General features: G+C 62.2%; 11 protein-coding genes. 2 read left to right on the plus strand and 9 right to left on the minus strand.

What is annotated here, in order from left to right; translation table 11 throughout:
- Positions 1–13: 13 nt before the first annotated feature.
- The 7 genes from U4Y90_RS32455 to coq7 form a co-directional block, all read right to left on the minus strand.
- Positions 14–1,444, minus strand: a complete 1,431-nt coding sequence (locus U4Y90_RS32455) for a UDP-N-acetylmuramoyl-tripeptide--D-alanyl-D-alanine ligase (protein ID WP_321800868.1) — start codon at positions 1,442–1,444, stop codon at positions 14–16.
- Positions 1,441–2,985 (minus strand): UDP-N-acetylmuramoyl-L-alanyl-D-glutamate--2,6-diaminopimelate ligase, encoded by a 1,545-nt coding sequence (locus tag U4Y90_RS32460; RefSeq protein WP_321800869.1) that lies wholly within the window; start codon positions 2,983–2,985, stop codon positions 1,441–1,443. The genes U4Y90_RS32455 and U4Y90_RS32460 overlap by 4 nt, the downstream gene beginning before the upstream one ends.
- Positions 2,982–4,838, minus strand: a complete 1,857-nt coding sequence (locus tag U4Y90_RS32465) for a penicillin-binding protein 2 (protein ID WP_321800870.1) — start codon at positions 4,836–4,838, stop codon at positions 2,982–2,984. Before U4Y90_RS32465 ends, U4Y90_RS32460 begins: the two co-directional genes overlap by 4 nt.
- A complete protein-coding gene (gene ftsL, locus U4Y90_RS32470) occupies positions 4,835–5,179 on the minus strand; it encodes a cell division protein FtsL (RefSeq protein ID WP_321800871.1) in 345 nt (114 codons plus the stop codon). Before ftsL ends, U4Y90_RS32465 begins: the two co-directional genes overlap by 4 nt.
- Complete coding sequence (gene rsmH, locus U4Y90_RS32475; RefSeq protein WP_321800885.1) at positions 5,176–6,117, minus strand: 16S rRNA (cytosine(1402)-N(4))-methyltransferase RsmH; 942 nt, start codon at positions 6,115–6,117, stop codon at positions 5,176–5,178. Before rsmH ends, ftsL begins: the two co-directional genes overlap by 4 nt.
- Before the next feature lie 28 nt (positions 6,118–6,145).
- Positions 6,146–6,574 carry a division/cell wall cluster transcriptional repressor MraZ gene (mraZ, locus tag U4Y90_RS32480; RefSeq protein WP_062610501.1) on the minus strand — a complete coding sequence of 143 codons (429 nt, stop codon included), beginning with the start codon at positions 6,572–6,574 and terminating at the stop codon, positions 6,146–6,148.
- A 392-nt stretch (positions 6,575–6,966) separates the two neighbouring features.
- A complete protein-coding gene (gene coq7 / locus U4Y90_RS32485; RefSeq protein ID WP_321800874.1) occupies positions 6,967–7,623 on the minus strand; it encodes a 2-polyprenyl-3-methyl-6-methoxy-1,4-benzoquinone monooxygenase in 657 nt (218 codons plus the stop codon).
- A 532-nt stretch (positions 7,624–8,155) separates the two neighbouring features.
- On the opposite strand from coq7, the gene U4Y90_RS32490 reads away from it, so the two are divergent.
- On the plus strand, positions 8,156–9,331 hold the full coding sequence (locus tag U4Y90_RS32490; RefSeq protein WP_321800876.1) for a porin: 1,176 nt from the start codon (positions 8,156–8,158) through the stop codon (positions 9,329–9,331).
- Positions 9,332–9,460: 129 nt separating this feature from the next.
- Here the strand turns inward: U4Y90_RS32490 and U4Y90_RS32495 are convergent, their stop codons facing one another.
- Both U4Y90_RS32495 and U4Y90_RS32500 read right to left on the minus strand, forming a co-directional pair.
- On the minus strand, positions 9,461–11,134 hold the full coding sequence (locus tag U4Y90_RS32495; protein ID WP_321800878.1) for a long-chain fatty acid--CoA ligase: 1,674 nt from the start codon (positions 11,132–11,134) through the stop codon (positions 9,461–9,463).
- 124 nt (positions 11,135–11,258) lie between these two features.
- Positions 11,259–13,343, minus strand: a complete 2,085-nt coding sequence (locus tag U4Y90_RS32500; protein ID WP_321800879.1) for a molybdopterin oxidoreductase family protein — start codon at positions 13,341–13,343, stop codon at positions 11,259–11,261.
- Positions 13,344–13,503: 160 nt separating this feature from the next.
- On the opposite strand from U4Y90_RS32500, the gene U4Y90_RS32505 reads away from it, so the two are divergent.
- A complete protein-coding gene (locus tag U4Y90_RS32505) occupies positions 13,504–14,694 on the plus strand; it encodes a M20 aminoacylase family protein (protein ID WP_321800881.1) in 1,191 nt (396 codons plus the stop codon).
- The last annotated feature ends 54 nt before the right edge of the window (positions 14,695–14,748 follow it).

Consider the following 14,748-nt stretch of genomic DNA (forward strand, 5'->3'; position numbering starts at 1 on the left):
CTCTTTCAGTGAATCAATGTGCTGCGGGCGTCGTGCCCGCGGCGGGTTGTTGTGGGCTCGTCAAGGCGTCTACCACGCGCTCCATCTTCATGAAGCGCGAGCCTTTCGCGAGATACGTGGCCTTGTTGCCATAGCCTGCGTGTTCGAGTGCCGCGAGCATTTCGCTGACGTCGGCGAAATGCTTCGCGGATTGCTTCGATGCCGCCGCGTTGAATGCGTTCACGGAATCGACGCTCGCGGCGCCGAGCGCGAACAGCGCATCGATGCCGCGCTCTGCCGCGTACGCGCCGACTTCGCGATGAAATGCCGGGCCTTCCTCGCCGACTTCGCCCATGTCGCCCATCACGAGCACGCGTGGCGTTGCCTGCGATGCGAGCACGTCGATGGCGGCGCGCATCGAATCGGGATTCGAGTTGTACGTGTCGTCGATGACGGTCGCGCCGTTCAGCGCGCCGAGAATCGCGCGCTTCACCTGCAAGCGGCCTTTTACAGGCTGAAATGCTTCGAGGCCGCGCTTGATCGCATCGAGCGAAACGCCCGCGGCGAGCGCAGCGGCGGTCGCGGCCAGCGCGTTGCGCGCGTTGTGCTCGCCGAGCACGTTCAGCGCGATGTCGAACGCGCCTTGCGGCGTGCGCATGTGCACCGTCGTGCCTTCGAGCGTACCGGTGACGGCGGCCTTCGACGCATCGTCCGTCAGCGCGAAGTCGATGATCGCGTTGTCCGTTGCGGCCGTGCGCCAGAAGACGGCGTATTGATCGTCGGCGGGAAACACGGCGGTGCCCGCAGCGCCCAGCGCATGAATGACCGATGCGTGTTCGAGCGCGACAGCTTCGACCGTCGCCATGAACTCCTGATGCTCGCGCTGCGCATTGTTGACGACAGCGACATCCGGCGCGGCGATCTTGCCGAGCACTTCCGTTTCGCCCGGATGGTTCATGCCGAGCTCGACGACCGCGAGCTTGTGCGACGCCCGCAAACGGAACAGCGTGAGCGGCAAGCCGATGTCGTTGTTGAAATTTCCGGCCGTCGCGAGACGCGCCTCTTCGCCCACCGTAGCCGCGAAGATCGACGCGATCATCTCCTTGACCGTCGTCTTGCCATTGCTGCCCGTGACCGCGACGAGCGGCATCGTGAAGCGCTTGCGCCAGCCGTGCGCCAGCGCACCGAGCGCCGCGCGCGTGTCCTTTACCTTGATGACAGGAAGTGGCCAGGCATCGGCGTTGCTCGGGTCGCGTGACACGAGCGCTGCGGCCGCGCCGCTCTTCGCAACCTGATCAAGGAAATCATGCGCATCGAAGCGATCGCCCCTCACCGCGACGAACAGGTCACCGGCCTGAATGCCGCGGCTGTCCGTGACGACGCGCTCGATGGCGATATCCGCATCGCCCTTGAAGGTCGCGCCGGGAATCATCGCGGCAGCGTCATGCAGGGTGAACATCGTCATTCGCCACCTCCGCGCTGTTGCGTGGCGCGTGCGGCCAACGCGAGGCGCGCGTGATCCTGATCCGAGAACGCGCGTTTCTTGCCCATGATTTCCTGCGTGGCTTCGTGCCCCTTCCCAGCGAGCACGACGACGTCCTCGCGCGCCGCCGAACGGACCGCTTGCAGAATGGCGCTCGCACGGTCTTCGATTCGGCGCGCCTTCGCGGCGTCTTTCATGCCGCCCGCGATTTGATCGATGATCGACATCGGGTCTTCGCTACGCGGGTTGTCGCTCGTGATGACGACCTGATCCGCGAGACGTTCGGCAATTTCACCCATCAGCGGGCGTTTGGTTGCATCGCGGTCGCCGCCGCAACCGAACATGCAGACGAGCTCGCCGCCTCGCGCCTGCGCGATCGGGCGCAGCGCGGTAAGCGTTTTGTCGAGTGCATCGGGCGTGTGCGCGTAATCGATCACGACGAGCGGTTCATCGCTCTGGGGGCGTCCGCCGAGCCGCTCCATGCGGCCGTTGACCGATTCGAGCTTTTCGATGCGCGCGATCGCCGCATCGAACGGCACGCCGACTTCGAGCAGCGTGCCGAGCACGGAAAGCAGATTGCTCACGTTGAACGTGCCGAGCGTACCGACTTCGACTTCGGCTTCGCCCCAGTCCGACGACAAATGAAACGCGGTGCCGGTCGCCGTCGCGCGGACCTGGCTTGCGAGCAGCAACGCGTCGGCGCTCGGCGCGGCGCTGGCAGGCATTTCGACGCCGTACGCAATCGTACGCACCTTGCCGCGCAACGATTCGATCAGGCGCTGACCGGCCGCGTCGTCGCGATTGACGATCGCCGTCTTCAGCGACGGCCAGACGAAGAGGCGCGCCTTCGCTGCTTCGTAGGCGTCGAACGTGCCGTGGTAATCGAGATGATCCTGCGTGAGATTCGTGAAGATGGCGATGTCGAAGTCGACGCCGTTCACCCGGCCCTGATGCAGCGCGTGCGACGAAACTTCCATCGCGACGCCTTCCGCGCCTTGCGCCTTCAGTTGCGCGAGACTGCGCTGCAGTTGCGGCGCATCGGGCGTGGTGAAGCCGCTATGCACGAGCTTGCCCGGCATGCCGATGCCGAGCGTGCCAACGATCGCGCACGGACGGCCGAGCGCGGAGAGCGCCGTCGCGATCCACTGGCTGCACGACGTCTTGCCGTTCGTGCCCGTCACGCCGACGGTCAGCATCGACGCGGTCGGCTCGCCGTACCATGCGGACGCGATCGGGCCCGCGAGCTCGTTCAACGCCTTCACGGCGAGCGTCTTCGCCGCATCCGGCTTGCCCGCGAAATTCTCCGGCTGATAAAGCGCCGCGGCCGCGCCCGCGGCGAGCGCGGCGTCGAGATACGGACGGTTGTCGGCGCCGTCGACCGCATAGGCGAGAAACACGTCGCCGCTCTTGAGCGAGCGCGTGTCGGCGTGCAATTGCGCCTCTGGCCGCGCGTGAGCGCGCAGCCATTGAACAGCTTGTGATACGTCCTTTTGCATCTTGCTCTGCCGGGCTTGCGCGCTCATCGCACGACTCCCGGATGCGTCTTGGTATTGCTCGATACCGCGACTTTCTTCGCGGCATTCGCGTTGTTCGTGTTCGCCGGCTGTTGCGCGGCCGGTTGCGTGGCGGAATTCGAATCGTCGGTCACGACCATCTGCTTGACCGGCATGTCGGGCGGCACATTGAGCGCGCGCAGCGTATCGCCGACGATGCCCGAAAACACCGGACCCGACACCTGGCCACCGAAGTGGCTGCCGACCGTCGGTTCGTCGACGGACACCGCCACCACGATGCGCGGATTAGGCATCGGCGCCATGCCGACGAACGACGCGCGGTACTTCGAATGGTCGTAGCCGTGGCCGCCGTGCTTGTACGCCGTGCCCGACTTGCCGCCGACGCGATAGCCCGGCACCGCCGCATCCGGCGACGTACCGCCCTTCGCCGTCACGGTTTCGAGCATCGCGCGCACCTGACGCGCGGTCGTCGGCGAAAACACCTGCTGACCGAGCGGCGGCTGATCGCCGGGCGTGCGGAAAATCGACACGGGCAGAATGGTCCCGTCATTGGCGATCGCCGTGTACGCGCGCGCGAGCTGGAACAGCGACGCGGACAAACCGTAGCCGTAGGACATCGTCGCCTGCTCGATGCGCCGCCAGCTTTTCCACGGGCGCAGACGCCCGGTCACCGCGCCCGGAAAACCGACCTTCGGCGCCTGACCGAGCCCGATGCTCGTGTACATATTCCACATTTCCTCCGGACGCAATTGCATCGCAATTTTGGTTGCGCCGATATTGCTCGACTTCTGAATCACGCCGCCGACGGTGAGCGTGCCGAAGCCGGAATCGTCCGTGATGCGCGCGCCGTCGAGCACGAACACGCCGCCGCCCGTTTCCACGAGCGTGTTCGGCGTCACCCGATGCAGATCGAGCGCGAGCGAAACGGTGAACGGTTTCATGATCGAGCCGGGCTCGAATGTGTCCGTGAGGATGCGGTTGCGCAACTGCTCGCCGGTCATGCGCGAGCGATCGTTCGGGTTGTACGTGGGATAGTTGACGAGCGCGAGCACCTCGCCCGTTTTCACGTCGATCACGATCGCCGCGCCTGCCTTCGCCTTCGATTTCTCGACGGCGGCCTTCAGGTTCGTGTACGCGATGTACTGAATCTTGCTGTCGATCGAGAGTTCGACGTCCGTACCATTGTGCGGCACCACCTGTTCGTCGACATCCTCGACGATGTGACCCATGCGGTCCTTGATGACGCGACGCATGCCCGGCGTGCCGGCGAGGACATTCTGGTCGCCGAGCTCGACGCCCTCCTGCCCCTTGTCTTCAATATTAGTAAAGCCGATCAGGTGCGCGGTGATTTCGCCTTCCGGATAAAAGCGCTTGTATTCGCCGCGCGAATAAATTCCGGGAATATCGAGCGCGGCGACTTTCTGCGCGACTTCGAGCGGAACCTGACGCTTCACGTAGACAAAGGTCTTGTCCATCGACAGCTTCGCGCGTAGCTCCTTTTCCGGCATTTCGAGAAGTTTGGACAATTGCGCGAATTTGTCCGCGCCGAGATCGTTCGGCACGGCTTCGGGAATCGCCCAGATGGCCTTCACCGGCAGGCTCGTCGCGAGCACGAGACCGTTGCGGTCGCGAATCTGGCCGCGCGTCGCCGGCATTTCGAGCGTGCGCTGATAGCGGCTTTCGCCCTGCTTCTTGAAGAACGCGTTGCCCGGGCCCTGAATCCAGAACGCACGTGCAGCGAGCGCGACGAACGCCATGAACAGCAGAAACACGACGAACTTCGAGCGCCACATCGGCAGGCGCACGGCGAGAAGCGGGTTCGGCGTGTGAGCGACGTCTTTCTGCTTCGCGGATTTTTTCATCGCTTGACTCCGCGTGCAGGCGGCGCCGACGCCGGCAGCGGCGGCGGCATCGGTGCATCGGCGGCCTTGTTGGCCGCCGTGTCGTAGGTGAGATATTGCGTGCGGCCGGTCGTCACGGGCTGCATTTTCAGTGAGCTGGTGGCCAGTTGCTCGATGCGCGATGTCTTGGACAACGCGCTCTGCTGGTACTGCAACTGCGCGTAATCCTGCTGAAGCTGTCGCTCCTGCGACTGCGCCCGCTGCAGGTCGATGAAGATCTCCCGCTGCTGATTGGTCGAGCTGACGACCGACAGCGCGCACCCGAGCACGATGATGAGCAGAAAGATGTTGAGACGATTCATGGCGCGATCCGCTCAGCGATACGCATCACCGCGGATCGGGCGCGCGGGTTGTCGGCGACTTCGGCATCACCCGGAAACACGCGGCCGACCACGCGCAGCGGCGGGCTGGGAAGATCGACCGCGCGGATCGGCAAACGACGGTCCACCGCCGGCGCGCTCGCGTGCGCCTGCATGAACCGCTTGACGATCCGGTCTTCGAGTGAATGAAAGCTGATCACGACCAGCCGCCCCCCTTGTTCCAACAATTCCAATGCCGATTCGAGTACTACCTGCAGCTCCGCAAGCTCTTGATTGACGTGAATCCGTATAGCTTGAAAGGTGCGAGTTGCCGGGTCCTTGCCCTTTTCACGGGTTTTGACGACGTGACCCACGATTTCGGCAAGCTCGCGCGTGCTGTCGAGAGGCCCAAGACGGTCGGACTCTGCCCGGCGAGCAACAAGCGCCTTTGCAATCTGAAAAGCAAACCGTTCTTCCCCATAATCTCTGATGACCTCCGTGATTTCCTGCACCGTGGCCCGCGCGAGCCACTCAGCCGCCGACTCGCCGCGAGTCGGATCCATCCTCATGTCGAGCGGACCTTCTGCGCGGAAGCTGAAGCCGCGCTCCGGGTCGTCCACCTGCGGCGACGACACGCCAAGATCCAGCAACACGCCCGACACCCGCCCTACCCCACGCTCGCTCGCCGCGTCGCGCAACGCCGCGAAGCTGTCATGCACGATCGAAAAGCGCGGGTCCTGAATCTGTTGCGCCGTGGCGATTGCAAGAGGATCCTTGTCGAAAGCGATCAGTCGCCCCGCGTCACCCAGTCGCTGCAAAATCGCCCGGCTATGACCACCGCGGCCGAATGTGCCATCTATATAGATGCCGTCCGCACGCGTGATCAGTCCGTCTACCGCTTCCTTCAGCAGCACCGTGCGATGCTGCAATTCATTTCCCATCGCAGGAGCCATGTTGTTCAGCGCCGCGTCAGAACGTGAAATTCTTCAGCGCTTCGGGCATGCCCTGCGCCATCGCCGCGGCTTCCTTCGCTGCGTAAGTCTGCGAATCCCACAGCTCGAAGTGCGCCCCCATGCCGAGCAGCGTCACTTCCTTTTCGAGCGACGCAGCAGCGCGCAGCTCGGGCGAGACCAACACGCGCCCGTTGCCGTCGAGTTCGACATCCATTGCATTACCGAGAAAGATGCGCCGCCACCACATGGCTTCCATCGGAAGCGCGGCGACCTTGGCGCGAAAGACTTCCCACTCCGGGCGAGGGAACAGCAACAGGCATCCATCCGGGCTCTTCGTGAGCGTCACCCGGCCTTCAGCCTGCCCTTGCAGCGCTTCCCGATAGCGAGACGGAACCGACATCCGCCCTTTCGCATCGAGCGTCAGCGCCGACGCCCCTTGGAACACTCGCCCTTCTCCCCGTTTGCGGACGCCCACCACGACGCCCGCCCCACTTCAGTTTTGCTCGAAAACGGCCTCTGAATCACACAAAAGACCACTTTCTCACACTGTCTCCCACTTTAGAGGAACGCATTTCCTCGGTCAAGACGCGTACCTTTTTTTCGAGTGCTTTTTATTTGCTAGAACAAGGACTTAGCGAAGGAGCTTGAAGTGACGGCAAAAGAGAAAATCGTTATGAATTAGAGGGCTAGTGCGGGATGTGAAGGTAGTACGTGAAATGAGCAGGCGAAATGAGGGAAATGTAACGGTTCCCGCAGCCGCTTCGTGGTCTGATCGAGGGTTTCGGCCAGCGCGTGCCTCGCTCGTCTCGATAAGCGGCGGTCGAGGCGTTCAGCACACTATATGTAATACGCCGTGCGCGTCATGACCTTGGACGCTGCGCGCATCAACGCGCGAACCGGGAACGGCACTTCGCTCCCACCTGCGCCGATCGCGGCCGCGGCATGCGCGCTTTCATCGAGGCGCATCTGCTCGACGATCGCGCGCGACGCGTGATCGTTCGCGGGCAAGGTCTTCATGTGGCCGTCGAGATGTTGCTCGACCTGACGCTCGGTTTCCGCCATGAAGCCTAGACTCGCGCGATCACCGAAGCGTCCCGCGACGAAGCCGATGGCGAGCGCACCGGCATACCACAACGGATTCAACAGGCTCGGCCGCGATTCCAGATCCTTCAGCCGCGTCGAGGTCCACGCGAGATGATCTTCTTCCTCGCGAGCCGCTTGCTCGAAGCTTGCCTTGAGCTCGGGCGAGTTGGTGGCGAGCTTCTGCGCCTGATAAAGCGCCTGAGCACAAACTTCGCCGACATGATTCACGCGCATCAGGCCGGCCGAATGGGCGCGCTCTTTTTCCGTGAGCTGCGACTCCTCCGCGTGGACGTCGCCTCGTGCGTCCGAAGCCGATATCGCCGATTCGGGAATCGGTCGCGACATGCGGCTCACGCCGGTCATGGAGCGCAAGCCTCGATCGAACTCGCTGATGACTTCATCGAGCGTCATGGTGTCACCTCTATTCGTAGTTCGCCTGCGACGTGTCTGCGCCGGTTCGATCGCCGGGGCAATGGCTCGACGAGCACGCGGCGGAAAACGCGGATTTTAGCGCACATCGTCTGGTAACGAGGCCGCGCGGGCTTGCCGGGACTAACACCCGAAAGACCACCAGCATGCGGGTCATTTCCGGAAAAGCGTCCCGTGAGCACCATTTAAGCCGCGTCGCTGTCGTGACCTCAGCGAGTCGCGCCCCGGCACTTTTCACCCGCGAAATCGAGCTGAAAACACCTGTTCGCAGGCAGCACTTTGTTAATTAGGGCAAACACGGGTCGCAAAAATCCTGCAAAACCAACATTTTAGCGCCTGTTGCGTAAACGTCACATGAGTCGGCCGGCGTACCCCCTTTTCCTTTGTTCGCCAAAGCCTCTTTGTTACATTACGTGTCACCTTCGTTCAGAAGCCCGGCAGGGACCGTCAACACACTGGCGCTAAGAACAGTGACCTTGCCAAAAGTCGCAAACACTCCTTGGAGATCTATTCAATGAAAAAGTCGCTTCTCGCTCTCGCCGCATTGGGCGTTTTTGCAGGCGCCGCACATGCGCAGAGCAGTGTGACGCTGTACGGCATCATCGACGCAGGCTTCGCCTACAACAACAACAGCGGCGGCCAGAAGCTGTACGCACTGAACAGCGGCAACCTGCAGGGTAGCCGTTGGGGCCTGCGCGGCACGGAAGACCTCGGTGGCGGTCTGAAGGCCATCTTCGTGTTGGAAAACGGTTTCAACGTGTTCAACGGCCAACTGGGCCAAGGCGGCGACATGTTCGGCCGTCAGGCTTACGTCGGTCTGTCGACGGCTCAATTCGGTACGGTCACCCTGGGTCGTCAGTACGACTCCGTGGTCGACTTCACCGGCGCATTCGAAGTCGGCAGCCAGTGGGCGTCGTACTTCGGCGCACACCCGGGCGACGTGGACAACATGAACAACTCGAATCGCGTGAACAACGCGGTCAAGTACACGAGCGCGAACTACGCTGGCTTCACGTTCGGCGGTCTGTATAGCCTCGGCGGCCAGGCTGGCCAGTTCAACCGCAACCAGATCTGGTCGGTTGGCCTGGGCTACTCGCAAGGTCCCCTGCAGTTGGGCGCGGGCTACTTGAACGTCAAGGACCCGAACTACTCGTTCTTCGGCAACAACGCAACGAGCCGCACCGCGACCACGACGCCTTCGGCTTCGAACATGTCGAGCCGCGTGTACTCGGGCTTCGCATCGGCCAAGACGCAACAGGTCATTTCGGCTGGCGGTGCTTACACGTTCGGCGCAGCGACCATCGGCGCGACGTATAGCAACACGCAGTTCAAGGACGTCAACAACGAAGCAGGCGCTGGCCTGAACCCGGCTGGCTACACGGGCGGATCGGGCAAGTTCCACAACGCCGAAATCAACTTCAAGTATCAGCTGACCCCGGCCCTGCTGCTCGGCGTCGCATATGACTACACGAAGGGTTACGGCCTGAGCGACGCCAAGTACCATCAAGGCATGCTGGGCGCGGACTACTTCCTGTCGAAGCGCACGGACGTGTACATCGACGGTATCTACCAGCACGCCAGCGGCACGGATTCGACGAACCGTGCAGCGGTTGCGAACATCAACGGCCTGTCGGCGTCGTCGACGTCGAACCAGGTTGCTGCTGTCGTCGGCATCCGTCACAAGTTCTAATAAGGTCGTAACAAAGCAGCACGCTCTGAAAGGCGCCTTCGGGCGCCTTTTTTTCGTCCGGGCGCTGCCGATAAAAAAGCCTTCGTCTCTCGCGAAACGAAGGCTTTCACGTTTCAGGCGATGCGAACGCTACGCGCGACCGTCGCGCAGCTCACGCCGCAGAATCTTGCCGACATTGCTTTTCGGCAGCTCGTTGCGGAATTCGATCATGCGCGGACGCTTGTAGCCGGTGAGCCGCTCCTTGCAGTAGGCGATAACGTCGGCCTCCGTCAGACTCAGATCCTTGCGAACGATGAAGAGCTTCACGGCCTCGCCCGAAGTCTGATCTTTCACGCCGACCGCGGCGACTTCGAACACGCCCGGCAGCATCGCGACGACGTCCTCGATTTCGTTCGGATACACGTTGAAGCCGGACACGAGAATCATGTCCTTCTTGCGATCGACGATCTTCACGTAGCCGCGCTCGTCCAGCACGCCGACATCGCCCGAGCGGAAAAAGCCGTCGGCGGTCATCACTTTTGCCGTTTCGTCGGGGCGATTCCAGTAGCCTGCCATCACCTGCGGACCGCGAATGCAGATCTCGCCGGGCTGACCGAGCGGCATTTCGTTGTTGTCGTCGTCTCGGATGGACACTTCTGTCGATGGAAGCGGCAAGCCGATCGTGCCCGTGTATTCCGTTGCGGTCACCGGATTGCAGGTGACGCACGGCGACGTCTCCGACAAGCCGTAACCTTCGACGATCGGCACGCCGGTCGCCGCAAACCAGCGCTTCGCGACCGCTTCCTGAACGGCCATTCCGCCGCCGTTCGCGGCGATCAGCTTCGAGAAATCGAGCTTGCTGAAGTCGGGATGATTCAGCAACGCGTTATAGAGCGTGTTGACAGCCGGAAACGTGTTGACCGGAATGCCCTTCAGTTCCTTGATCGTCCCGGCGATATCGCGCGGATTCGGGATCAGCACGCCGAGACCGCCGGTACGGATCGTGAGCATCCCGCAAACCGTCAGCGCGAAGATGTGATAGAGCGGCAGCGCGACCACGCACACGAACTGGTCGATGTCCGGGCGGCGCTTGCGGGCCGGATCGAGCCAGACCTCCGACTGCAGCGTGTTAGCGATCAAGTTGCGATGCGTGAGCGTCGCGCCCTTGGCGACACCCGTCGTGCCCCCGGTGTATTGCAGGAACGCGACATCGTCGGGGCTTTGCGCGACAGGCTGCAGCGTGACGCGGCCGCCTTCGCTGAGCGCGTCGTTGAAGCGGATGCTGCCGGGCAGATTCCACTCGGGCACCATCTTCTTGACGCGACGCACGACCAAATTGACCAGCAGCCCCTTTAGTCCCATGAGATCGCCCATCGCCGCGACGACCACATGTTTGATCGACGTGTTTCCGACCACGGCCTGAAGCGTGCCGGCGAAATTCTCCAGAATGACGATCGCTTCGGCGCCGCTGTCCTTGAGCTGATGCTCGAGTTCGCGCGGCGTGTAGAGCGGATTGACATTGACGACGATGTAGCCCGCACGCAGCACCGCCGCAATGGCGATCGGATATTGCAGGACGTTCGGCATCATCAGCGCGACGCGCGCGCCGGGCTTCATCCCTCGCTTCTGAAACCACGCGGCCAGCTTTCTCGACATCGAGTCCAGCTCGGCATACGTGATCGACTGGCCCATGCACACGAAGGCTCGGCGATCGCGATTCGCACGGAAGCTGTCCTCGAGCAGCTCGGAAACGGACCGATACGCGGATGCATCGATGTCCGCGGGCACACCGGCCGGGTAAGACTTCAGCCAGGGTTTCTCCACCGGCGTCTCCTTTATATGATTTTAGAATGGTCGTGCGGAAACGAAATCCTAGCTTTTCAGCCGGTCTCCGACAACTGGGTTAGACGCCATACACCAGACGCGTTCGAATCTGTCGCTGCGACGTTCATCGATCCATCGGCTCCGCTTCCACGAGGCAATCGTAAAACGTCGCGGAGCCGCCGAGATCGGTCAACGCCTGGCTCGTCACCTGATTGGCGTTACAGCCATCGGGCGAAAACTTCTTCCACCAGATCGACAAACCGACGACGACGCCTTCACGCGCACGCTCCGTCACGCGGGCGCGCGCCTGCATCGAACCGCGATCGTTGAAGATGCGCACCAGCGCGCCATCGGCGATGGAGCGCGCTTCGGCATCCGCGGGATGAATGTCCAGATACGGTTCGCGCTCCGCCGCTCGCAAGCTTTCGATGTTCACGAAGCTGCTGTTCAGAAAGTTGCGCGCGGGCGGAGAAATCATCGCGAGCGGATAGCGGGCGGCCAGTTCCGGTGAGCCATCCGCAGACTCGTAAGGCGGCAGGTAATCCGGCAACGGATCGTGACCCTCGCGTTTCAAGCGCTCGCTGTAGAACTCGCATTTTCCGGAAGGCGTGCGAAACGCGCCCTCGGCCAGCGGCGCCTGCGGGATGTCGAGCTTCAGCCAGCCGGACGCCTTCAACGCGTCCCAGCTTTGACCTTCCAGCGTGCGGTCGTCCCAGCGGAATGCCTTCGATGCGATCTGCTCGTCGGTTTCGAAAAGCGCGGGCTCGGTGAGCCCCATCGCGCGAGCGAGGCCGCGGAATATTTCCGTGTTCGGGCGCGCTTCGCCGACGGGCTGGATCGCCGGCAGGTTCGCCATCACATGCGTGTGCCCGTAGGATTTGTGGACATCGAGATGCTCGAGTTGCGTCGTCGCGGGGAAGATGAGGTCTGCATAGTCCGCCGTGTCGGTCTGGAAGTGTTCCAGCACGATCGTGAACAGATCCTCGCGCGCGAAGCCCGCCGCTACTTTCGCCGAATCAGGCGCGACCGCGACAGGATTAGAGTTGTAGACGATGAGCGCTTCGATTTTCGGTCCGAACATTTCGTCGCCCGGATGCAGCAACGCGTCCCCGATCGCATTCATGTTGATCGCGCGCGGAATATTCGACGGCCATCCCGGCAGCAAATCGGGGCGCTCGAGCGCGCTGCCATCGGTCGGCGTCCAGCCGGACGAGGAAAGCAGCAAACCTCCGGCGCGGTCGCGCCACGCACCCGTCAATGACGGCAAACAAGCGATCGCACGAACCGCATTGCCGCCGCCGCGCACGCGCTGCATGCCGTAGTTGAGGCGGATGGCAGCCTTCCGGGTCGATCCGAAGGCGCGCGCAAGTTCGATGACCACGCTCTCGTCGATCCCGCAGATCTGTGCGACGCGTGAAGGTGGATACTGCGCCGCGCGCGCCGCAAGTTCGTGGAAGCCCACGGTGTGCGCGCTCACATACTCGTGGTCGATGAAATTCTCGCAGATCAGCACATCGATCATGCCGAGCGCCAGCGCGGCATCGGTTCCCGGACGCAGCGCGATGTGTTGATGGCACTTTTCCGCCGTGAGCGATCTGTAGGGATCGATCGCAATCAGCTTGGCGCCGCGTCGCTTCGCTTCCTGGGCACGCGTCCAGAAGTGCAGGCTCGAGGCGATTGGGTTCGCGCCCCAGATAAGGATCAACTCGCTCTCTTCGTAATACTCCGCATGCATGCCCAGGCTAGCGCCGTACGTGTAGCGCAGGCCGGCCGCGCCCGCAGCGGCGCAAATTGTGCGTTCGAGTCGCGACGCGCCGAGCACGTTGAAAAATCGCGCGGCGACGCTTTCACCTTGCACCAGTCCCATCGTGCCTGCGTAGCTGTACGGAACGATGGCTTCGGGCGCGCGTCGAGCGATCGGGCGCAGGCGTTCAGCCGCGAGTCGCAGCGCCTCGTCCCAGCCGACCGGCTCGAATCGACCTTCGCCCTTTTTGCCGATTCGCCGCAACGGCGTCACGAGACGCTCTTTGTGATGCGTGCGCTCCGCATATCGGGTGACCTTCGTGCACAGCACGCCCTGCGTCGGCGGATGATCGGGATCGCCGCTGATCTTGACCGCTTTGCCATCCTTTACCGTTACGCGCATCGCGCAGGTATCGGGGCAGTCGTGAGGGCATACGGCTCGGGCAAACTCGGCTGGAGCGTTCATCGGAAAGTCCGGTAACTCGAAATAAAAGCGGTAGATGACGGAATTCTATTACGGTCACTATGCGATCGACCGTCCGATGCAGCAAATAGTGGCGGCGTAGAATGGAACGACTAGCACGGTCAATACGTGCAATCCGAATTCAAACGTGAGAGTAGTTCAAATGAATCTGATCCCAGAGATCGAAGCATCACACGACGAAATCAAAACGCTCCGACGAACGATCCATGCTCATCCCGAATTGCGCTATGAAGAGGTCGGAACCGCGAATCTGGTGGCCGACTGCCTCGAACGTTGGGGAATCGAGGTGCATCGGGGATTGGGCAAAACCGGAGTGGTCGGGGTGCTGAAGCGCGGCAGCGCCAAAGCCTTGATCGGACTGCGCGCAGACATGGACGCACTGCCGATTCAGGAACTGAATACGTTCGGGCATCGATCGACGAACGACGGCCGGATGCACGCCTGCGGGCACGATGGTCATACCGCGATGTTGCTTGGCGCGGCGAAACATCTGGCCGAGCATGGCAAGTTCGACGGGACGATCGTTTTCATTTTTCAGCCGGCCGAAGAAGGCGGTGCCGGTGCCAAGGCCATGATCGAGGACGGTCTTTTCACGCAGTTTCCTGTCGACGCCGTGTTCGGCATTCATAACTGGCCTGGAATTCCCGCTGGTCATTTCGGCGTCGTCGAAGGGCCGATCATGGCCTCGAGCAACGAGTTTCGTATCACGGTGCGCGGAACCGGTTCGCATGCAGCCTTGCCGCACAATGGACGCGATCCGGTCTTTACGGCAGTCCAGATTGCGAATGGGCTTCAGAGCATCATTACCCGAAACAAAAAGCCGATCGACACGGCGGTTCTGTCCATTACGCAGATTCACGCCGGAGAAGCTGCGAACGTCGTGCCCGACCAAGCGTGGCTCGGCGGGACTGTGCGCACTTTCACGATGGAGACGCTCGACCTGATTGAAGCGCGCATGCGCAAAATCGTGGAGGCGACTGCGGCCGCCTACGATTGTGAGGTTGATATCTACTTCCACAGGAATTATCCGCCCACGATCAACTCGGCCGAAGAGACGAGGTTTGCGGCCGATGTGATGGCGGAGGTCGTGGGAAAGGATAAAGTCGATACCGCCGTCGAACCGACGATGGGGGCGGAGGACTTTTCGTTCATGCTGCTTGAAAAGCCCGGGTGCTATGCGTTCCTAGGCAACGGCGATGGCGGACATCGGGAGCAAGGACATGGCGCAGGGCCATGCATGCTGCACAACGCCAGTTATGACTTCAACGATGATCTGTTATCGATTGGATCGTCGTATTGGGTACGCCTGGCAGAGAGATTTCTGGCCCGTTAATGGGCGCGACGCGGATGGCGCAGTTCGTTTGAGCGCATGCCATCGCGCATCAAA

The sequence above is a fragment of the Caballeronia sp. J97 genome, from assembly GCF_905220305.1.
In the GTDB taxonomy this organism is placed as follows: domain Bacteria; phylum Pseudomonadota; class Gammaproteobacteria; order Burkholderiales; family Burkholderiaceae; genus Caballeronia.

Excerpts from the sequence above, each read along its gene's own strand:
- U4Y90_RS32455 (WP_321800868.1), bottom strand. The coding sequence starts at position 1,444 with ATGACGATGTTCACCCTGCATGACGCTGCCGCGATGATTCCCGGCGCG.
- U4Y90_RS32460 (WP_321800869.1), bottom strand. The coding sequence starts at position 2,985 with ATGAGCGCGCAAGCCCGGCAGAGCAAGATGCAAAAGGACGTATCACAA.
- U4Y90_RS32465 (WP_321800870.1), bottom strand. The coding sequence starts at position 4,838 with ATGAAAAAATCCGCGAAGCAGAAAGACGTCGCTCACACGCCGAACCCG.
- ftsL (WP_321800871.1), bottom strand. The coding sequence starts at position 5,179 with ATGAATCGTCTCAACATCTTTCTGCTCATCATCGTGCTCGGGTGCGCG.
- rsmH (WP_321800885.1), bottom strand. The coding sequence starts at position 6,117 with ATGGGAAATGAATTGCAGCATCGCACGGTGCTGCTGAAGGAAGCGGTA.
- coq7 (WP_321800874.1), bottom strand. The coding sequence starts at position 7,623 with ATGACGCTCGATGAAGTCATCAGCGAGTTCGATCGAGGCTTGCGCTCC.
- U4Y90_RS32490 (WP_321800876.1), top strand. The coding sequence starts at position 8,156 with ATGAAAAAGTCGCTTCTCGCTCTCGCCGCATTGGGCGTTTTTGCAGGC.
- U4Y90_RS32500 (WP_321800879.1), bottom strand. The coding sequence starts at position 13,343 with ATGAACGCTCCAGCCGAGTTTGCCCGAGCCGTATGCCCTCACGACTGC.
- U4Y90_RS32505 (WP_321800881.1), top strand. The coding sequence starts at position 13,504 with ATGAATCTGATCCCAGAGATCGAAGCATCACACGACGAAATCAAAACG.